Consider the following 22,045-nt stretch of genomic DNA (forward strand, 5'->3'; position numbering starts at 1 on the left):
TTTCCTGTTTTACAATATTATACCCTTACATACAAAAACATCACAAAAAATATTTTTTTGTGATGTTTAGCGACTTTATTTTTTATCATCTAATCTTAAAAACAGGGCATTTATTGCTACAATTACCGTTGAAAGCGACATTAAAATCGCTCCAACTGCAGGTGAAAGTGTAAATCCGATAGGCGCTAAAATTCCAGCTGCCAGTGGAATCGCAATGAAGTTGTACCCTGCTCCCCATAGAAGGTTTTCATTCATTTTACGTGTGGTTTTTTGAGCTAGTTCAATAAAGGCAGCAATGTCACCTGGATCTGATTGAGTCAAGACCACATCTGCTGAATCAATCGCAACTTGTGTTCCCGCTCCGACCGCTAGACCAACATCTGCTAAGGCTAACGGCGGTGCATCGTTGACACCATCCCCTACCATAATAACTGTTTTGCCTTCTTTTTTTAATTTTTCTACAAGGTTATATTTGTCTTGAGGTGATTGATTGGATACATACGAAATTCCCAGTTCATCGGCAATTGCTTTTGCTGCTGCTTCGTTATCACCGGTTGCCATCAGTGCCTCAATTCCTTGTTCTTTCAAAGTTTTGATTAAATCAGCGCTGGTTGCTTTTAATTCATCTCCTAAAGCGACCATACCAATGGCTTGTCCTTCTTCAATCAGAATACTGACTGTAGCGCCTGTTGGAATATCTATATTTAAATCTTTTCCATAGCTCTTTTGGCTTAGTAATTGATAATGTTTACCTGCCGACTCTCCTTCAACACCAGAACCAGAAATAATGGAAACAGAATCAAATGCGACTGGTTTAACATCGGCTGCTTTAGAGTAAGCAACGATTGATTTTGCAATCGGATGACTGGATCCAGATTCAATCCCCGCTAGTAATCCAATCACTTTTTCTTTTGCATAGCTTTCATTTAATACTTGTACGTCTAAAACTTCAAAGGTCCCTGTTGTGAGCGTTCCGGTCTTATCTAAGACCATGATATCTGCTTTGTTAGCTAGTTCTAAAGCTTCCCGGTCTTTAACGAGTAAACCACGACTAGCACCTAAACTGGTACTACGAGCCACCACTAAGGGAATCGCTAAACCGAGGGCATGCGGACAAGCAATGACTAGCGTTGTCACCGTGAAGCGAACGGCAGTTTGAAGATCCGCTAGTATCAGCCAAACGACAAATGCAACAATGGAAACTCCTAAAGCAATGTAAAATAGCCACCCGGCAACTTTATTAGCCAGATTTTCCGCATGAGAAGGTTGATTTTGTGCTTCTCTAATGAGGTTTTGAACTTGTGAGATAAAGGATTGATCGCCTGTTTCACTGACTTCAATAAAGAGAGCAGCATCGCCGTTCGTAGAACCACCAATCACTTTATCTTCTACTTTTTTCTCAACTAATTTAGATTCACCTGTTAGAAGTGCTTCGTTAACTCGCGATTCCCCGCGAACGACTTTCCCATCTGCAGGGATATTCTCGCCCGCTTGGACACGTACCAAGTCCCCTTTTTTTAATTCAGAGACGGGACGCTTTTCAATGGAATCATCTTCTTTGACCAGTGCAGCTTCTTTTGGAATCAGCTCGGCAAGCGATTGTTGCGCATCCCCTGCTTCACCGACTGCTTTCATTTCAATCCAGTGTCCGAGTAACATAATGAGGATTAAAGATGCGAATTCAAAGAAAAAGTCCATCATTGTATTACCGGTTAAATAAGCTGTCACAACAGCGTAGACACTATAAATATAAGATACAGAAATACCGAGTGAGACTAAAGCCATCATACCAGGTGCCTTTTGTTTAAACTCCGCAATAGCGCCTTGATAAAAAGTTCTCCCGCCATAAGCCAGTAAAATTGTAGATAGAATTGCTACTAAAATATCTGAGTATGGGAATGTAAACTGAAATGGCAAGGTAATGCCCATTAAAGGCGATAAAATTAAAATGGGAATACCTAAGGGTAATGAACCAAAAAATAGTTTCTTAAAATCACCATGATGATGGTGCTCATGCCCTCCACCCATATGCTCGTCGTGATGATGTTCATCATGTTTGTGCCCCTCATGATGCGAATGGTCGTGTTCATGATGATCTGCGTGTTCTGCTGATTCTTTCTTCATGTTAAACTCCCTTTCTTTTATCGATTACACTTGTAATCGTTTGTTCATTTTCATTTTACCACAGCTGGTTTTTAAGTCAACTACAAAGAAAAAAAGGCGCCTTAAGGCAACCTTTTTATTTTTATCATTTCTCTTGACCAGAATAAAAATCTTCTGGCGCTATATCCTCATAGATCACACGAATAGCATCCGGAGATGCAAACTTTAATTCCTCCATTTTTTCAATAATGGCCTTAGCTAATTCTTCTTTTTGTTGTGGTGTCCGTCCTTCTTTTAACTGGATTCTTACAAATGGCATCGTTATTCCCCCTCTTTTATTTACCTGAATTGTAGCATATCTCACAAAATACGAGTATAATAAGCAACTATTCTTTGACAAAAGGGATATTCTTCGTGCATAGTAGGGATACAAATATAGCGTAAGGCTGGTGGATATATTGGCAAACCGATTAACAAATCCAAATTTGTTTCAAGGTAATCTCAATAAAAAACAATATTTTGAAGGTTGGTACTATAAACAGGTCAGTGCAGATGGTAAAACCGCAATCAGTTTCATTCCAGGTATTAGTTTAAATAAAGACGAACCCCATTCCTTCGTTCAATACATTATTGTTCAAGAAGATGAACGAGAAGATACTCATACGGGTTATTTACGATTAACCAAAGATGCTTTCAAATGGCAAGATGACCCTTTCCAAGTCATGGTGGGTGAAAATCTTTTCTCGACCGAAAAATTATCTGTTAATATTGAAACAAAAACAGACCGCATATCCGGTGCCATCTATTTCGGTGCCCTTAGTCCAATTGGAACCTCTGCACTACAGCCAAACATTATGGGGCCATTTGCTTATTTTCCTAAAATGGAATGCTACCATGGTATCACGAGTATGAATCATAGCCTACAAGGTAGTTTGTTGATTAATGGAAAAATGGTTGATTTTACAGGTGGCAAAGGGTATATCGAAAAAGATTGGGGAAGTAAATTTCCTAAACACTATGTTTGGATTCAAAGTAATCATTTTAGAGAAGAAGATACGAGCGTTTTCTTTTCCGTTGCCCATGTTCCTTTCTTAGGAATGGAGCTTCAAGGCTTTATTTCAAATATTCATGTTAAAGGAAAAGAATATCGTTTTGCTACTTATAACAACTCAAAACTCAGCATCTCTTTCCCCTCTGAAAACCAAGTAAACGTTAAAATAGAAAACGATCAAGCTGAAGTGACCCTAATTGGTACCGTTGAACATCTCGGTAATCTACAAGCACCAGTTGAATCTGGTATGCATAAAACCATTAAAGAAGGCGTTTCTGGTAACCTTCAAATGGAATTATGGGATAAAGAAACCGATTATTACTACCAAGGACTTGGAACCATGGCCGGAATTGAAATTGTTGACGCCCATGAGATGAAGAGTACTATGTAGAATATTTTAAGAATACAATAAATATCTATAATTAAAAAAGAGAATAAAAAATACTATGGAATTAATAAAAACAAGAGGCTATTAATCTCTTGTTTTTATTAATTCCATATAATACAATCCCGTTTCTATCAAACTAATTCTTATTGCATCTTTATTTGCACTATGTAAATCTGATAGTTTCACAAAACTAGAATTTTCAACACCTAATCTACCTCTTATATATTTCCCAATCATGCTTTTACTTGGAAATGATGATATTTGTTTAGGATAAATCCCATTAGGGCCTTGACTTCCTTCTAAAATCGCCTCCATTTTTATACCATCGTCCCACAATATTTCTACCGGTTCATTTTGCCGAATAGACTCCCCACTGCTATTTCTTACCACAACTGCATCTGTTTTCTTTTGTGGAAATAGTTTTGGGAACTTTCTAATATTCTCCATTGAAATAGGGATATATGCGACATCCTCACGATTATGTGCGCCACCATGTCCCCAGTTAATTCCACTTTTTTGCGGCATAGTTTTTTCTCCTGTAGAACTATCAAATATATACAAAGGTACTATACATCTACTATCACTAAAATAAATAGTGGATGTTCCAATTAGGGGGCTAGAGCCATAGTTTTGAATTATATTAGTAGCATTCGCACTATTTACGGAATTTCCTAATATAGTGTCCGTGTAAGAAGATAGTGTCTCGTAAGAATCATCGGTAGCTTCTCCTAATATTTCTCTATATGGTTTTTTTAAACCGTTTACAGAAAAGTTAGCTGAACCCAATAGTGCATAAGTAATTTTTCCTTCTTTCCTCCAAATATATACTTTTGAATGAACAGGTATTTTTGAATATAAAATTTCTAAGTTAGAACTATTCTGAGATATTTGTTGTAATTGTTTATGTAAAGCTTCGGATATTCCGCTCGCCCCATACATACCATATACTACAGTTGCCTTAAGAGAAGTCTGGCTCAGATCTTCAACTGGTTTTGGCCCTATAAACCCAGAAATAATAATAATCTCATCAGAAAATTGGTTGGCTTTGTTATTAAATATTAATCTATATAAATCATCTGAAAAAATCATAAAAACAGCTCATTTCATTATTTTAATATAATTAACTCTTTAAATTGTTTAGTGATATTTTTCTCAGATAAATATTACTAAAGACAATATCAATATTCCAGCTTATAATATAATTTTTAACATCAAGTTTATGGAGGTGATTTAATGAATGAAGATATATTCCAAATAATTAAAGATTATGTAAAGTTAATTGGTTTAGATAAAAAAAATATTGTTACCTTTACTATTGATGATAATAATACCAAACAAATAGAGGACATAACAATAATAGATACTATGAAAAATATTAACCATGTACTTTTAATAGAAAGCTTATATAATTTAAGCCTAAATAACATTGGTAAAAGTATTATAATACTTCGCAAGGTTGACTTTAGTATGGAAAATATTAATACTATTTCTAATGGTTTAGATTTATTATATAAAGTTCAAAATGAAAACTACGATTTCCAAGTTATTGATTATTTGCTAAGTGACGGGTTATTTTATTTTTCGTTAGTGAGCAACGACTTAATTTAGCATTACTTTTTAAGTTAGATATTTTGAATACATAATTTGTGGATCTCTTGCTATTACATTTATTGGATCAAGCCCTAAATCGTCCATAAATTCTAGTGAAACATAAGAGTATTTTACTCCTAAGTCGTTATCTTCAGCTAAATTATCTTTAGGTACTATAAATGAGTTCGTAAATGTATATTGATTAATCATTGCTAGGTTTGAGAAAGCTAATTCGTATAAATATTGCTTTGTAATATCCCCTACACCAGGTTGTTTACGAACCCTACTATCCGTAAATTCAATTAAATAATACTTAGCATCAAATATATCAAATCTCTTTTCGATATTATTAACATGCAAAATGTCTAGCTCTAATGTTTTACTTGCTTTATATTCAGTTTCTGTTTCCATTAATGTCCATTTAGGAACATCTACTACTTCTTTTAGTGGTAAGTCCTGTCTATATTGAATTAACTTATAATTATTTTTTTTAATTACAGTTCCTTCTGAAATAAGATTTAATTCAGCTAGTGTTTTGTTTAAATCATTTTTATAATATTTTTTACATACTTCTTCCCATACTAAATTAAATGAACTAGTTCCGTAAAATTCTACTTCTGAACTATCTGTTTTTAGGGCCTTTTTTCTAATATATTTTAGAAGGTTTTTTAAAATTAATTGCTTAGAATTAATAAATTGAGAATTTAATTCTGACTCTAATAAATACTCTAAGTAATCACTATTTCCAATATCTTCCAAATAATCATCTGAGATAATTACTGGTTCAAATCCGATTAAATTTAAGACATCTTTTAATTCAGTAGATATTTCTGTTAATATTGCAGCATGTATTCTCCTAATTATGTTGCCATTATCTTGAATAACATTTTTGTTAATATAATTTAAATAAAAAGGAACTCCTTTTATAATGTGAGCATTTTTTTCATTAATTGTTTTATCCCAAAGTATTTCTCCATCTCCATTTAACTCAATATTAGTAGTTTCACTTGAATATAGTCCATTCTCAAAATAAGACGTTTGCAAGTACATCTTTAGTGCTAAAAAACTCTCATTATCGTTATCAAATTCCAAATTACTATCAATGTATAAACTCTGAAACTTTTGTATTACCCGTAGTATTTGTATAAGCTTCTGTTTATTTCCAGAATAATCTGCAAATATATTGTTAATATATTTCGGATAAACTACTATACAAATATCTTTAATTAATAAAATACCTACGTATTTAAAGTAAAAATATTCATCATATTTTATTTCGTTTTCTAAATCAGCATTGACTAAGCTATTAATTTCTACTTTGGAAGATTTTTGGTATAAGACTTTTGTTGACTTTAATTTTTTTATTAAATTATTTGCTGGATAAGCACTAGTAGACTCAAATTCACTTTTAATTTTGGAAGGAGTTATTTTACTATCTTCTTGAAAATATAGTATATGCATTAATCTATCTCCTAAACAATAGTAATAAACATTGATTAATAATTCTTTGTTTTTTATTCGTCATTTAATTCAATATCAATTTCCTCATGATTAATAAATATTCTAACCCCTATATTATCAAATTCATTCAAAATTTCAGAATAAATCATTTTCTCTTGGTCAAGAGTGAATAATTCATTCCTCCGATGCTTTCCAACATCTTCAAATAGGTAATTTAATACTTTTCTTTTAAACGAATTAGTTAAACGTATATTAGCTTCTTCATATGTTTCATTTGATTTAACTTCTAAAATTTTTTTTGAAATAAAATAAGGACCAAGGAGTTTATCTTCCGCTATTTTTAATTTAATTAATTGTTTGTTTATAAACTGGCGCAATTCGTTCCACTCTACAGTCCCATTATTTAATATAATTTTTGCATACTGCGTAAATTCTTCTCTGTTTTCTTCAAAAGCCTGGTTTATTCCAAAATATTTTTGCTCCCATCTCCGCTTAAACGCTGTATCTAAAGGCATGACTCCTTGGTCAGCACTATTCATTGTAGTCCATATATAAAAATTTTGAGGAAATATAAGCCCTTCGTTTAATTGTCCCCCTTCTGTATAACTGTTAGGATTCATTAAGCCTTCTTCGGTTAAATATATTTTCATATCCTCACCGATACTTATTGGATACTCACTTCTATCATTATCGTCTCTATCTAATAATTGAAAAAAATCTCCAAATACAGCACTAACATTAGCTCTGTTAAGCTCTTCAATTATTAATAAAAACGGTTGATTAGGTTTCATTAAGGCTTCTACTAAAGTTTTTAGTAAAATTCCCGGAATATATTTGTACGTTATTCTTTCTTCTCCTTCAAAGATATAAGGGAAGGGCTTAAATGTTCCAATAAATTGTCCGTAGGTCATATTAGGATGGAAAGTTATCCTTTTAATATTTTGGGATGGAAAGGCTTCACTATCTTTTTTCAATCTATAACTTTTTCCAGTACCTGGAGCCCCAAAGTATATATATTGTCTATAATCTTCAATCAATTCATATGAATCATCGTTAGTTCTAATTTCCGAAGTGTTTGTCTCAATACGGTCGAACCCACTACTAATTTTAGCTATTTCTAATTCGTGATTATTTTGAGTTACAACTTCAACATATCTACTTCTATTTGTTCGATTATCCAATGTTGATCTTGCAGTTTCAAATGAAAGTTCGGAGTGCTCTTTATTACATATACTTTGTAAATGGGCTATCTTTCCAACCCAATTAGGGTGGATTTTGAGCTTTCTACTAGAAGAAGAAATAAAATATTCGGTTCCAATTAAATACTGAAACATTATATTTCTTTGGCTTCTTTTGTGCTGTTCAGTACTCTCATCATTAAAATCGTAATATATGTTTCCTATTTCTTCTATACTTATTTCTATGGATTCTTGCTCCCTACCACTTTCTAGTATGTGTGTTAGTAATTTATCTAATAAATGGAAGTACACAATCTCTCCTTCTTCATTAGTGGCATAAGAAAAAAGATTTAAAAATACAATACTGAGATATCTCGATATTGTTATTTCATTATTTGCAACTCTTTTTGCGAGTGCAGATAGTGTGAAATTTTGATCTTCCCAGATACCAAAAGCACCACCATCTTGATAAATTTTTTGAAACTTATCTTTCAAATTTTGAAACTCTTCTTCTGAATAACTTCCATCAAGAAATTTTATTGTATCTTCTATGTTCGCACCACCATAACTAAATCTTCCTCCTTCGCGGAATATTTCAAAAGCTGATATAGATCTAATAACAATTTTTTCAGATGGTGATAACTCTCTATTTAATCCTTCATGAGATAATTGGTAGTTTGCTATGTCTTTTGAAGCATATATTAATGCTTGTAAGTGGTTTACTTTATCTGCTTTTATACTTTCATCAAAACGTGACTTAAGTGAATCTAAAATCGCCATTTAATCCCTCCTATACTTAATACATTATACCATTAGAATTTTAGTAATAAACTTTATATATTAAGATGAATACGAAATATAAAAAAGAGATAATCTAATTAGATTATCTCTTAAATGGGCATCTATAAAATTTTAAATAAACATTTACACAATTTTTTTTTCTTTTTTTACTATTTCAATCATTAATTCTTCAATTGCTAAAGCCAATCGACGAGCAAATTCTGGTGGTACTGCATTCCCAATCATTTTATAATTATTTCCTCTTGTTGATATAAATTCAAAATCATCCGGAAATGATTGTAATCGGGCTGCCTCACGAACGGTAATTGTTCTTTTTTGCTTTGGATCGGGGTGAATAAACCTCAATCCGTCTTTGTAGAGATGAGCTGTAATAGTGGTACTAGGTAAGTTTTCCCTTAAAACATGATATTTGTGTACTTTAGAATTACCACCAGTAGCTTCATTATATATTTTATTAAGTGCTCGTGCATCCTGGAGCTCATTCTTACCACTAGCTATATCGTTAGCTAATAATTCGAATATTTTTATGTCTCTTTCATTTTGAAATCGTGCTACATGTCCCCAAGTGTAATGATACTTATCTGTAAGAGTATGAGATTGTTTACCAATTCCCACTATAAAATCTGCTTGCTCTTTAGGGTAAAGAGCTGGTAAATCACCAATTGCATCCGTTACTGTTAACTCAATACTACTTTTATATTTTGGTAATATCTGTTCATAGAAATTAACAAGTATAGATTGCATTTCTTCATAGGATTTATTGCCTTTTCTAATCCCTACTAATATCACTCTACGTCTATTTTGAGGAACTCCATAATTCTTTATATCAATTAATGCATGTTCTTTTATATTATCAACAATTTCATACCCTATACTCTCAACATCATTTTTTATTAAATCTACTATTTTTGTACCATCTGGCATTGCCGATAGCATTCCTGGTACATTTTCAAAAACAAAAATTTCTGGTTGGTATCTTTCAACAGTCTTTAAATAATATTCAAACAAATAATTACGATAATCATGTTTCATACCGTATTTGTCTTTTGTTCTACCCGCTTGAGAGTAAGCCTGGCACGGTGGCCCTCCAATTATTACATCTAACTTCTCTTTTAAAAAATAGTCTAAGCCCTTGGACTTACCATATTTTTTATCTTCAAAACCATTAAATAGCTCGTCTGTTCTTTGCATATCAAACCATATTGAGCTCTTTTCAGCATCTTTTATTCCGTAATGATTAACTAACCTATTCTTCAAGGTTTCAAGAGGTGCTTTCTCCCATTCTACTGATGCTATTGGTTCGTATCTTTTTGTTTGCATAAACCCTTCTAGAAGCCCACCAGCACCTGCAAATAAATCCATAATCTTAATTTTCCTCATTATCTAGCAACTCCATTACTTTTATAGCTACTGCTTTTCCTAGTAAAGGCGGAACTGCATTCCCGACTTGACGATATTGTTCTTGTTTATTTCCATAAAATATAAAGTCGTCTGGAAACGATTGTAATCTAGCATTTTCTCTAACGGTTGGAATTCTATTCCATTTATAATGAAAATGTGTTCTATGTCCAGTATCTATCGTTCGGGAAGGTTTGCCACTATGATATCTAGTCAAAGCTTCATTATATTTAAATTTCCTTTTGTCTAACTCTATTTTAGGTAGTGCTTTGTAATTATTACCTTCAGGTATCATAGAAATTAATCTTATTGTTTCATCTGCATGATTTGTTGCAATATGATTATGAATTTTCTTTGAATTTTTCCTCATATACTTTTGATATGTTGTGTAACTATTATTGGGATAATTCATTATTTGATCTAAATTAAATTTTTTAACTCCCTCTAAGGATGGTAAATCACCTATAGCTTGTTCTGTAGTTATATAATCATCTTCTGTAAGTTCAGGTTTAGGATATATAAATATATTGCTTATCTCTTCTTTTAGAGTCATTACAAAAAATACTCTTTTTCGAATTTGAGGCACTCCATAGTTAGGTGCATACAATATTTTTGGGTCTTCAAAATGATATCCAATTTCTTCAAAATCTTCTTTAACTCTCTTAGCTCCTGCACCATTATATAAAGTTAACATCCCAGGTACATTTTCTAAAACTACTACCTTTGGCCGTATTTTTTTAGCAGTCTTTACCATTGCGCTATACAAAACATTTCTTTTATCGAATTCTTCTCTTTTACCAGCTAAACTAAAACCTTGACAAGGTGGTCCACCTATTAAAACATCGGCAAAAATATTTCTAGTTTCAAGATATTCAACAATTTTGTCTATATTTTTATGATTAAACAAGTCTAATTTTATTGCATCAGCATTCCCATGATTTTTTTTAAAAGTTTTTAACGCAGCATCATCGTAATCAACGCCTAGAACCACATTAAATCCTGCATCCATAAATCCTCGTGATAGTCCCCCAGCTCCTGAAAACAAATCAACAACACTGTATTGTTTACTAGATATATTTGAGGTATCATTATCTTTAGCCTTAATGCCATATTCTAGGCAGTCTCTAATTCTATCTTGAACGGTTTTACCAGTAAAATTTAGTTCTAATTGTTCACAAACTTCATCTGATAGTTTTATTTTAAGCTCTTTACCTGGTATACTTGTTCTTCCAGAACCTGGTCTAGCTCCGCCTCTTGTCATGAAAATTCCTCCACATTAACTAATATTCATATATATTTTTAAAAGAATGCCATTGAATTAAGTCCTTTTTTTCAATACCATTATTATACTATATTAATTAAGTAAAAAAAGCAAGAACGTTAGTTCCTATATTTAATCCTTTATAGAAAGATATTTATTTTAATTACAGTGTCTTTTTAAATATAAATTTTAGATAGTACTATTTAGCTTTAGAATTATTTTTTTGACCTGACAAGCTCGTCACCATACAATGAATGAATCACCATATAGAAAGTATGAGGGACTTATATCTTGAATAAAAATAATCGTTTTCGTATTCTGATGACCCTACTAGGATGTATCGCGATTGGAATAGGAATTGGAACTTTACGTATGGCAGATCTTGGAACCGATCCTTTCACAACTTTATTATTAGGAGTCAGTTATTTCTCCAATATTGCGTTTGGTCATGTTTCGTTAGTGGTCAATGCGATTGGAATCTTAATTATGGTTCTATTTGGCCGCAAGTTTATTGGTATTGGAACTTTTTTCAATATGATTTTGGTTGGCTATATAGCAGATTTTACCTTTAATGGACTAGCTTCTCTCATCCAGCAGCCTTCATTTATGATGCGCTTATTGATTGGTTTGATTGGGTTACTCATTGTTATCGTAGGCGCTTCTTTATATATTGCCACACAACGCGGCGTTGCGCCTTACGACGCCTTACCGCTTATCATTGAAGAGCGTAGTAAGGGAACCATCTCTTTCCGCAACATTCGGGTCTTTTCTGATGTCACGAGTGTGATATTGGGCTATTTACTTAGCGCAACGGTTGGCATTATGACGGTGATTGCAAGTTTTCTAGTTGGTCCACTCATTCAATATTTACGTCGAGTGTTCACAGATTTTTTATTAAAAATAGAATCAAACACATCACATTCATAAAAAAATGGGTAGAAAACTCTCAAGAGTTCCTACCCGTTTTTTTATTCAACTATTTTGTAAGTTTCAGGGTCAATCCCTTGTAGTAGTTTTGAGTCTTTGTTTGAAGTAATCAGATACAGTTGGTGCATAGCTCGGCTAAAAATTGTATACCAAATTTGTTGGTTATTACTTCCAGCAATCGATGCAATAATCTCATCTGTTCCTACTCCAACGACAACGTCAAACTCCAAACCTTTTGCTAAGCCAATAGGCATGGCAACAATTTGTTTATTCATGATGGTGTCATCGGTGTAAATGGTTTGGTAATCCACACCCCACTCATCTAAAAAGCTGACGACCTTATCAATTCCTGCACTAGTTGGCGTCAAGAAAGCAATCCGCTCACCTCTAGCTACACGTTCATCTAGTCGTTCTTTTAAATCTTTTGTAAAAGTTTGACTTTCACGAAAGAGAACTTCTGGTTTTTCACGCGAACGGATAGGTTTGGTTTCTTGATCGTCCAAGATGGCAAACTGGTCCGCAAAAGCCATGACTTCTTTTGTTGAACGGTAACTGGTTAAGAGGAGGTGACGTTTTATTTCTTCTTCTTCGAAAATATTTTTTAATACGTCATAATCCAAACGGTTCTGCCAGATATTTTGATTTAAATCCCCCGCCATCACATAACGTGCACGTGGATATAATTTCTTAAGTAAACGCATTTGAAAGGGAGTAAAGTCTTGAACTTCATCAATACAAATGTATTGGTATGACTTTTGAGTCATCATCCCCTTCATTTGTAGTAAAAGTGCGTAATAAGTCGTCATATCATAGTAATAAAATCGGTTCTTGCGCATTTCTTCACGTACATCGCCAATATGATCAGACCATTCCTCAGTGGAAACATGAAAGCTTTCTAAATTCATTAAGTTAGGAATTGATTTTAAAAAGTGCAAGTACTGCGCACGATAACGTATATGGGCTTGACTATTTACACGGTGCTCAATCGGTTTAAAGGCGTCGCTGACAATTTGTTGGCGCATATAGCTTTCCATTTTAACAATATTATGGGATTGGCTTTCGAAACGATGCAAGCTATCGGTATCGTAGTGTTGAAGAGCATCATCCACCCAATCGGCATCCAAACTACTTACTCTTAATTCATCTAAGCGTTGGAGCAATCTAGCACGCAAAATTTCTAACTTAGCAGCCAAGGTTCCTTTACTATCAATAGAACTATAAATTTCTTGAATTTCTTCTTTGGAAATCAAGACATCATCTTCACGCATAATATTTCGGAATAACAAATATTTATTTTTAAGAAGTTGACTGTATCGTTCTAGAGCACCATAAAAGGCACTGCTTCCTTTAACGTTTTGAATCGCCGTGTTTTCACCTACTTCATTAGGAATCATTTTGAAGTTAGTGACACGTTGTTGAATAAATTGTGGAAAAGTATTACCTTCCACATCCCATTCGCCAAGTGAAGGCAAAACTTGCGAGATGTAAGCTTGGAAAATACGGTTAGGCGAAAAGAGTAAAATTTCATCTGTTTTAAGATGGGCCCGAAACGCATATAGAAGATAGGCAATCTTCTGCATCATCACAACGGTCTTTCCTGAACCAGCCACACCTTGTATTAAAACATTGCGTGATTGGGTATCACGGACGATACGATTTTGTTCTTTTTGTAAGGTTGCCACAACGGGTCCCATTAAACTCGATGATCCTGCTTCTAATACTTCCATAAGATAAGGATCACCCATAACGTTATCCGTATCAATCATACCAACGATTTTACCTGCTTGAACACGAAACTGTCTTTTTAAATCTACTTCAAAAGCTTGGAAACGGTCGCCGATACGTAGTTTGACGGTATCGCCCACATTTCCTTCGTAATAAAGTGCAGAAATAGGCGCGCGCCAGTCTACAATATAATTCTCATTGTCTTCAAAGAGTGAGCCGATTCCCACATAAATTTGTTCTTCTTCTGAATAAGCAAGATTTTGGTAATCAATCCGTCCAAAATAAGGATCTTCTTGCATTTTTTCCAAAACCGTTCTTCTATTTTGAACTTGAATCAGTTCGCTACTTTTTATGGTTAAGTTTTGTTCAAACTCTCTTAATTCGCCGGAAGTTTCCCACATGGCTTCACTGGAACTATTATTGATTCGAATTTCAGAGGATTGTTTTAATAATTGCTTTTGGATTTCAAGCTTTGTCGTATATTCGGATTTTAATTGATCTGCTTCTGCTGTGATAATAGCAATCACCTTATCCATACGCGCTTGTTCTTCTTGAATTGTTTTATTATTCATATGGGTATATCCCCTTTCAAACTCTAATGAAATCGCTCTAATTGGCTAAAAGTAACATTTTTAATTATAGCATATTGCACACTAGTTTTCCATTTATTCGAATACGCAAAGAAGCCATCCCATTTAACCTGGAATGGCTTCTTGATATACGTGGTTATCTCATTCTAATGTTTTCTTTTTTGTTGATGACCGGCAATTTTAACAAGGAGGCTTCTTGGTGCTATTTTAGCAATAACAGCTGCAACCTTTAAGTTCGCTCCTGGAATAATTAAAACTTTATTATTGAATAAATTACGAACACCATAACGCGCGCACTCTTCAGCAGTGATACTTGCTAGAGCAAAGGAAGCGCCCGCTACTTCATTAAACTCGGTATCAACCGGTCCCGGGCAAAGCGCACTTGCTCGCACTTGGCTATCTCGATTTTTTAATTCTTGATTAATTGCTTGCGTCAAACTGACCACATAGGCTTTTGTTGCATAGTAAGTAGCCATATATGGACCAGCTGGGAGAAGCCCTGCTATAGAAGCAACGTTTAGGATATGCCCTTTATCTTTTTCGATAAAGTCCTGTAAAAAGAGTTTCGTTAATATGTGGAGAGCAGAAATATTAAGATTGATCATATCGATTTCACGGTCTAATTCTGTGGTTGCAAAATCACCTAAAAGCCCAAATCCTGCACAATTAACTAGTACCGTCACGTTTTGGTCTTGAACCGTTTCGTGCAAACCATGCGCTTCACTTAAGTTGGCTAAGTCAGCTGTAATAATCTGGCAATGGGTGTCAACTTCTTTTGCCAGCTCTTCTAAACGGTCCTCACGTCGTGCTACAAGAACAAGATTGTAACCACGCTTACTGAGGTTCTTGGCAATCTCTCGCCCAATTCCAGAACTTGCTCCGGTTATAACTGCTACTTCATTTTTCATCTGTCAAATTTCCCCCTTATAGTTTTGCTACTATCATTTTTTCTATATAAAAATCCGTTTTTGAAGCTCACGTACTATTTCGCTACCGTTAAAGAATAAAATCAGTAATAGTAAGAGACTACTAAAACCAATGGATATCCAACTCGGAATAGTTGTACTCACCCAGCTAAAAATTAAAAAAAGAATGGGAATTAATCCTAGCATGGCTGCTGCAGCCAAATAGAGAATGTAATCAGCTAATTTCATTCTCATTAAGCGACTCGATACAAACATGCCAATGACGGCTGAACTGCAAAAAATCGGCACTGCAAAGGTTGTTGACCACCCTGTCCAACCAATTAAATAGTCAAGGTACACACACAGAAGTGACAGAATGATGAGTAAATATAAAAGACTTTTTGCTAAATTACGCCGCTTGCGGACGATTGTTAAAACAACCAGCCACATGGACATAATGCCAAATAACGCTGCTTGAATCCATTGAATATTCCCCCGCCAAATGAAACCTAACCCGAGCGTCGTAAATATAATGATTAAAGATAAGAGGGCTAACCATTTTGTTATCCGTTGTTTATTAAACCGTAAGGGAACATCTGGATAGGAACTCGCAACGGGGGGTTTGGTTGTGTCTAGCGGTGTCTGACACAAAGGACATTTTTCCCGATTGCCTTTGACAGCAACATGGCAATTTTCACACTCCCGCATGAGAACCCCCTCCTAACTCCTCTTCCGTAACCTTGTTAACCGTTACTGTGATTGGTACGCCATCTTCTGTTAAAGAGCGTGCGAACTCTTTGAATATATCGGTTTCAATATAAGGCGACGTAAAGGAAATGGTAAAATAGTCGCCATGACTAATCGCACAAAATTGCGGACGAACCGCAATCGTATGGAAATAGACTTGGTTGATGAAACTTTCAATTGGTTTTGAAAAAGACACCCTGCCTAAATTTGATATTGCCAGTGTCAAATTTTTATTCGTCGAATGATTAATTAATTTTAACCCAAAATCTTTTAAGGGGCGAATAATAATACGCGCGAGTGGATGATATTCAAAATAAATTAATCGCGTCAAAATTTTCTCTAAATGTTTTTTTTCTAATTGTGGACTTAATTGCTCTTTCAATTCTTTACAAATATCCGACACAGAATTTTTTTTGCCTGGTTGATAGGTATACTCTAAGCGTGTTACTGCGAAAAAATTTCGCGCGGAAGTCGAAGGATAAAATTGCCTTAAATTGACCGGGACTGAAACAGCCATTGTCTCGTTGCCGTGAAAATCCTTGGCACTTTTACGGACAGACTCCATAAACAAAGCAGTTAAATAAATGGTTAAGGAAACTTGCTCCTTTTTAGCTCGTTTTAGTATCTTTTTAACCGGCATTTCCATCTCGACAATACGTGGACGATTATCAGGTGTGTAAGTTCCTTTGTAATGATAAACCTTCTTTTCATCAGCGTCTCCTGTTGGATAAAGCAGTTCTTTTGCTTTAACCGTGACCTTACTAAAACTGCGTAAGGCCGATTGGGTCGCTTGCCCAAAATTTTTCTGATCTTTGACCCGAAAATGTCTCGCAAAACTATCTTCACTTGAGGTGTCATGATTATATTCGGCTACTTCCAAATCTTCTGGATTTATTTCAGGATTTTTTAACAAGAGGTATTCTTTTAACAAATCTTGGAAAAACCACATAGCTCCGGTTCCATCAGACAAAACGTGGAAGACTTCTAAGCTGATCCGCTTCTTCCAATAGACAACTCGGAATAATAATTCACGTCGATCAAAATGATAAAGCGGCTGGCAAGATGGGTTGGTGTCCAGTTGAACAACCGGCTTTAAGTCACTTTCTTCTAAATAATACCAAAAAATACCGCGCCGCAAAACACTATGATAGAGCAAGTATTGGCTATAAACTTCATTTAAAGCTTGCTGCAATAGATCCGAATCAACGGTATCTGTCAGTTCCGCACTGAATCGAAAGACTTTGCTATCCCGATTAGTCATTGCGGCAAGGAAGATGTTGGATGCATTATCAAGCCGCACCCATTTTTTACGGTTGGTAGCCTTTCTCTTCTCCATATGCATCACTTCCTTTTAAACGGTTTTCCAAATAATCTTCAATTAGTCGGTAGGTTTTTTCATCTGAGTCGGTAGAAATAGGACCAAACAGATAGTTATGGATGGTATTCTTTGCCTGAAAAATTCGAACTTCATTACCTGCTTGCCATAGTAGCTGCCCGTAAGCTTCGCCCTCGTCTCTTAAAGGATCAAACTGGGACGTAATAATGAGTGTCGCTGGTTGGTTGGCTAAATCATCTGCCACTATGGGAGAGACATAAGGCGATTGCCGTACTTTTTCATCTGGGGCATACATTTCCATATATTCGCGTAATTTTTTATTAGTCAGTCCATAATCGTAGCCATTTTCTTCAACGCTTTGAAAAGGAGAACGTTCATCGTGATTCCAATAAGTAACGGGGTTAATCAGAATTTGCTTATGCGGTAATTGCTTTCCTTCATCTCTTAATCGTAAGGAAACTGCCGCTGCTAAATTTGCGCCTGCTGAATTGCCAATTAAGACGAGGTTTTCTGCATTGTGAAGCCCAGTTAATTCGGGACGATTAATGAGTACTTCCGCTACACGAAAACAATCATCAAATCCAGCTGGAAATGGGTGCTCTGGTGCTTTGGAATAATCAACTGCTAAAACGGCCCGACCTGTCTTATCGGCCATTCGGATGCAGTCCCTTGTATATGTATCAATACTTCCCAGTACCCAACCACCGCCATGGAAGAAAAGTAAGATTTCATCACTACGTTTTTCTTTAGGCTGGAAAATCCGGACTGGAATTTCATGACTCATATCTTCTGCATAAATTTGGCGATCCAAGATTCGATAACTATCTTTTGGTGGCTGTTGAATAAACTCTTGCAGGCGCCTTACTTGTAAATAGTTCTCCTGCATATCTATTTTCGGTGAGGAAAAGAGTTTGAGTATAAATTTTGTTATATTGTTCATAGCTATTCCCTCATTTACAATTTTAATGGATGGTATGGGTAAAGATAGTCTCATTATATCATGATTTTTTGAGATACTCGCTTGATTCAATATCGATTTCATCATTAGAAGCTTTATATTCTTGTCTGGTGATGAAATTTGCCCGGATTTCATCACTAGGAATTATTTTGAACCACTTACTGATGAAAAAAGTAGTTTTTTCATCGCTAGAGCCCTAATTTTAACAAGTTATGATGATTTTATTAAAAAAAAGATTGAGAACTTAGAATGTTCCCAATCTCTTTTTATTCATCGCCTAAAATACCGATAATTTCCTCTTTGGATAAGCTTGTAAAGGATTGTTTTCCTTCCGTTATCACTTGGTCAATCAATTCGCGTTTTTTATCTTGTAATTCATTAATCCGCTCTTCAATAGTACCGGTACAAATCATTCGAATGACTTGGACTTTTTTGGTTTGTCCATAACGGTGAACACGGTCCGTTGCTTGGCTTTCAACTGCGGGATTCCACCAACTATCATAGAGAATAACCGTATCGCCACCAGTCAAGTTCAAACCAGTACCGCCTGCTCGTAGGGAAATTAAAAATAAATCTTTTTCACCCTCATTAAAGCGTGTCGTTAAAGCTAAGCGTTCTAGGTTTGGAGTTTGACCATCCAAATAAAAATAATCACGCTCTTGTTCAGCTAGACGGTTTCGAATAATTTGAAGCATTTGTGTAAATTGCGAAAATAGGACCACACGCTTCCCATTTTCGCGTGCATTATCCAAGTACTCCATCAACCGTTCTAGTTTGGCCGACTCCCCCTGATAATCGGGATTAACTAAGCGGGGATCACAACAAATTTGGCGCAAACGCGTCAATCCTGCTAGGATTTTAATTCGGTTTTCGTTAACTGTCCCTGCTTCTAATAGCTCATTGGTTTCGCTCCGAACGAGGCGCAATTGAGACAGGTACATAGCTTTTTGTTGGTCAGCCAAGTCAATATATTCAACAGATTCTACCTTATCTGGTAGTTCAGTTAAAACATCCTTTTTGAGTCGACGCAAAACAAATGGTTTTATTTTCCGATTTATTTGTGCAATGTCCATATTTTTAAAGGCTTTTTGAGATGGGAATAAACCGGGAACAACAATAGAAAAAATAGAGAAGAGCTCTCCTAATTGATTTTCTAAAGGTGTCCCACTCAAAGCAAACTTTGTATGAGCTTTTAATTGACGGACTGCTTTAGTCGTTTTAGCAATATTATTTTTAACAATTTGTGCTTCGTCTAAAATAATACTCCGGAAAATTATTTCACCATACAAATCAATATCACGTAATAAAACAGGATAAGAAGTGATCCATAGCTTAATTCCATCCGCTTTTGCTTGCGCGATTTTAAGATCCCGCTCTTCTTTGGGACCGGTAATTAAAGCTGTTTCAAGATTAGGTAAAAATTGACGGGCCTCTTTTTGCCAGTTATACAAAACACTGGACGGGCAAACAACTAAGATGGGCTGATCATTTTCCTCAATCGATGAAGCAATGTAAGTGAGCGCTTGGACCGTTTTTCCAAGACCCATATCATCTGCTAAAACACCGCCAAACCCATAGGCATCCAGCATCTTCAACCACTGAAAGCCTTCTTCTTGATAAGGGCGTAAGTTGGCGACTAGAGCACTTGGCCGCGGATAATTAATCGTTTCTAATGAGTCTAATCGTTTTAAAAACTCCTTAACCGGATTTTTCAAATTAGCACGTTGCAAGGTGGCATCATCTAAAGCAAAAATACGGTGTAAAGGCATTTCCATCTCGCGACTAGCCTTAGTAGGGTTAATATCTAATTGCTGTAAAGTTTCTTGATACTGTTGGAATGCTTGATCTTTTAAGTTGATGAGTTTGCCATTAGATAAACGACGGTATTTTTTATTAGCGGCTAAATCCTTCATAATTTTCTTTAATTCGGCTTCATCAATACCTTCAATGTCAAAGGTGACCTGTAGTAGATTACTTTTTTCATTCATATCAATAACTAATTGTGGGGAAGCTTGAGCAGTATAGAGAAGATGGTTCATATTCTCAGTGGTATAAATTTCCATCATCTCACCAAACTCAGGCAAGGCATCATAAATGAAACGGTATATTTCATCGGGATCATAAAGGCTTAACTTATCCTCTACAATATCAAAAGGAAATTCAAAGTCATAAAAGACATTCAAAATGGCTCCTTCTGCTTCTAAATCTACTAAGACTGTTTCAGGCAAACCGTCCGTTTCATTGAATACGAGTGGTCTATAAGACTCCTCACCGTAAAAGAATTGTAAATCTACCCAGAGACGCTCTTCTTGCCAATCTAAATACAGCTTCGCCTTGAGTTTTTCTTTTTGAAATTCTTTTTTTACTTTAGGAGAGACTGTTAAAGAAAATCGTTTCCGGATTGTTGGAACCGAACTGGTCATAAAGTCGCGCATCATATTTTTAGGAATAACGACCCGATCTTTTTTATTACCATGTGTAGCATTAATTAAAATATTAATAATGCGCAACTCTTCATCTAATAAAAAGTATAAAGTATTCTCTTGAACCATAACTTTTTGGATTGGAAACAAATGAAAAGGCATAGCTTCTTTTTCTTCTTGGCGAAATTCATAGAGATCTTCACGACCAGCTACTTCAGAAATCTCAAAAGATAAAGGCAGTAAGGTTTCTCCCTCTTCAAAAATAATCGGATCAATTATTTCTTCAAAGGCTTTATCTTGATGATGGATCTTAACGCTATGATTTTCTGTATCCAATACCTTTTTCAAAGTTTCTTTAATCATAACCGGTGGTACGGTAATTTCAGTTTTATTTCCTGCGCTGTAATTGTAATAGGATTTTGATTGGAAGTGGTAATTTTTGAGTTCTAACAAGGTGTAAAGCATATTACGGTCTTTAGAACCAATGTAATGTTCCGCTGGGTCATATTCGAAATCTTTACCAAACCATTGCGGAGTTTCACGTAAAAACAGCTCAGCAGCTTGTTCTACATTTTTAATTTGGTAAAGCTTATTTGTGCCCACTCTGACTCGGATAGAACTTTCTTCGTCTTCATCCAATGATTGAATGGCAAATTGATATTCAAATTTTACCTTTTTTCGTCCGCGGTAACCTGTATCCGCATCTAAAAAATCCGTCATATTATTCATAATATAAGTAGCTGCTAGGTAGTTATCCGTTTCTGGTTCTACTTCTATTTCAGCCTTGTTTTCAGATTCTTGCGCATTGTGTTGATCAGCTAAATCATTGTATTTAAGCATGGAAGCGATTAGGTGCTCACAGGGACCTTCATTGTTTTTAAAGTAAGAGCATGTACACGTTCCAGAAAGATTTTCGCGAATCGCATCCACATTTACTTCCGTCATTACTAATGGATTGCTGGCAACTGAAAAAGTAATTTTGACACGGCTCGGTTTTTCTTCTACGGTTTGTTGGTTTACTTTATTTGTTCCATAAAGGGCTACCCCTTTGTTAAATATATCGTTGGGTAAATTTTCTTCTGACAGAGTCAATACTGGTACTTTTCTCCATTCCAATCGCTATCCCTCCTTACAAGATATCATTTCTCCATTATAGCATAAATGATTTCACTTTAAGAAGCTGTCACTAAAAGCGACTTTGTT

The 22,045-nt window shown here is 35.0% G+C and carries 16 protein-coding genes; 3 read left to right on the forward strand and 13 right to left on the reverse strand.

What is annotated here, in order from left to right; genetic code table 11:
* Positions 1 to 75 precede the first annotated feature (75 nt).
* On the reverse strand, positions 76 to 2,124 hold the full coding sequence (locus BW727_RS06765; protein ID WP_062468566.1) for a copper-translocating P-type ATPase: 2,049 nt from the start codon (positions 2,122 to 2,124) through the stop codon (positions 76 to 78).
* A 124-nt stretch (positions 2,125 to 2,248) separates the two neighbouring features.
* Positions 2,249 to 2,422 carry a tautomerase family protein gene (locus BW727_RS06770; RefSeq protein WP_077795802.1) on the reverse strand — a complete coding sequence of 58 codons (174 nt, stop codon included), beginning with the start codon at positions 2,420 to 2,422 and terminating at the stop codon, positions 2,249 to 2,251.
* A gap of 139 nt (positions 2,423 to 2,561) precedes the next feature.
* On the opposite strand from BW727_RS06770, the gene BW727_RS06775 reads away from it, so the two are divergent.
* A complete protein-coding gene (locus BW727_RS06775; protein ID WP_062468564.1) occupies positions 2,562 to 3,545 on the forward strand; it encodes a tocopherol cyclase family protein in 984 nt (327 codons plus the stop codon).
* 81 nt (positions 3,546 to 3,626) lie between these two features.
* Here the strand turns inward: BW727_RS06775 and BW727_RS06780 are convergent, their stop codons facing one another.
* Positions 3,627 to 4,631 (reverse strand): restriction endonuclease PLD domain-containing protein, encoded by a 1,005-nt coding sequence (locus tag BW727_RS06780; protein ID WP_062468562.1) that lies wholly within the window; start codon positions 4,629 to 4,631, stop codon positions 3,627 to 3,629.
* Between the two features lie 144 nt (positions 4,632 to 4,775).
* Here BW727_RS06780 and BW727_RS06785 point away from each other — a divergent pair, with 144 nt between their 5' ends.
* On the forward strand, positions 4,776 to 5,150 hold the full coding sequence (locus BW727_RS06785; RefSeq protein ID WP_062468559.1) for a hypothetical protein: 375 nt from the start codon (positions 4,776 to 4,778) through the stop codon (positions 5,148 to 5,150).
* A 9-nt stretch (positions 5,151 to 5,159) separates the two neighbouring features.
* Here BW727_RS06785 and BW727_RS06790 read toward each other — a convergent pair whose 3' ends face one another.
* From BW727_RS06790 to BW727_RS06805, 4 genes are all read right to left on the reverse strand, one after another.
* Positions 5,160 to 6,593 (reverse strand): LlaJI family restriction endonuclease, encoded by a 1,434-nt coding sequence (locus tag BW727_RS06790; RefSeq protein WP_062468557.1) that lies wholly within the window; start codon positions 6,591 to 6,593, stop codon positions 5,160 to 5,162.
* Positions 6,594 to 6,646: 53 nt separating this feature from the next.
* Complete coding sequence (locus BW727_RS06795) at positions 6,647 to 8,551, reverse strand: AAA family ATPase (RefSeq protein ID WP_062468556.1); 1,905 nt, start codon at positions 8,549 to 8,551, stop codon at positions 6,647 to 6,649.
* Positions 8,552 to 8,695: 144 nt separating this feature from the next.
* Positions 8,696 to 9,952, reverse strand: a complete 1,257-nt coding sequence (locus tag BW727_RS06800; protein WP_062468554.1) for a DNA cytosine methyltransferase — start codon at positions 9,950 to 9,952, stop codon at positions 8,696 to 8,698.
* The gene (locus BW727_RS06805; protein WP_077795803.1) at positions 9,939 to 11,231 is read right to left on the reverse strand and encodes a DNA cytosine methyltransferase; all 1,293 of its coding nucleotides are present in this window, start codon (positions 11,229 to 11,231) and stop codon (positions 9,939 to 9,941) included. The genes BW727_RS06800 and BW727_RS06805 overlap by 14 nt, the downstream gene beginning before the upstream one ends.
* 291 nt (positions 11,232 to 11,522) lie before the next feature.
* Here BW727_RS06805 and BW727_RS06810 point away from each other — a divergent pair, with 291 nt between their 5' ends.
* Positions 11,523 to 12,158 carry a YczE/YyaS/YitT family protein gene (locus tag BW727_RS06810; protein ID WP_062468552.1) on the forward strand — a complete coding sequence of 212 codons (636 nt, stop codon included), beginning with the start codon at positions 11,523 to 11,525 and terminating at the stop codon, positions 12,156 to 12,158.
* Positions 12,159 to 12,199: 41 nt separating this feature from the next.
* Here the strand turns inward: BW727_RS06810 and helD are convergent, their stop codons facing one another.
* From helD to BW727_RS06840, 6 genes are all read right to left on the reverse strand, one after another.
* A complete protein-coding gene (gene helD / locus BW727_RS06815) occupies positions 12,200 to 14,455 on the reverse strand; it encodes an RNA polymerase recycling motor HelD (RefSeq protein WP_062468550.1) in 2,256 nt (751 codons plus the stop codon).
* 164 nt (positions 14,456 to 14,619) lie between these two features.
* A complete protein-coding gene (locus tag BW727_RS06820) occupies positions 14,620 to 15,381 on the reverse strand; it encodes an SDR family NAD(P)-dependent oxidoreductase (RefSeq protein WP_062468548.1) in 762 nt (253 codons plus the stop codon).
* A 42-nt stretch (positions 15,382 to 15,423) separates the two neighbouring features.
* Positions 15,424 to 16,086, reverse strand: a complete 663-nt coding sequence (locus BW727_RS06825; RefSeq protein ID WP_062468546.1) for a DUF6320 domain-containing protein — start codon at positions 16,084 to 16,086, stop codon at positions 15,424 to 15,426.
* Positions 16,073 to 17,461 carry an alcohol acetyltransferase gene (locus tag BW727_RS06830; RefSeq protein ID WP_062468544.1) on the reverse strand — a complete coding sequence of 463 codons (1,389 nt, stop codon included), beginning with the start codon at positions 17,459 to 17,461 and terminating at the stop codon, positions 16,073 to 16,075. The genes BW727_RS06825 and BW727_RS06830 overlap by 14 nt, the downstream gene beginning before the upstream one ends.
* Entirely contained in the window at positions 17,433 to 18,401 is a 969-nt protein-coding gene (locus BW727_RS06835; RefSeq protein WP_062468542.1) for an alpha/beta hydrolase, read from the reverse strand. Before BW727_RS06835 ends, BW727_RS06830 begins: the two co-directional genes overlap by 29 nt.
* A 284-nt stretch (positions 18,402 to 18,685) precedes the next feature.
* Positions 18,686 to 21,958, reverse strand: a complete 3,273-nt coding sequence (locus BW727_RS06840; RefSeq protein WP_062468540.1) for a DEAD/DEAH box helicase — start codon at positions 21,956 to 21,958, stop codon at positions 18,686 to 18,688.
* Between the last annotated feature and the right edge of the window lie 87 nt (positions 21,959 to 22,045).

The sequence above is a fragment of the Jeotgalibaca dankookensis genome, from assembly GCF_002005405.1.
Lineage (GTDB): Bacteria > Bacillota > Bacilli > Lactobacillales > Aerococcaceae > Jeotgalibaca > Jeotgalibaca dankookensis.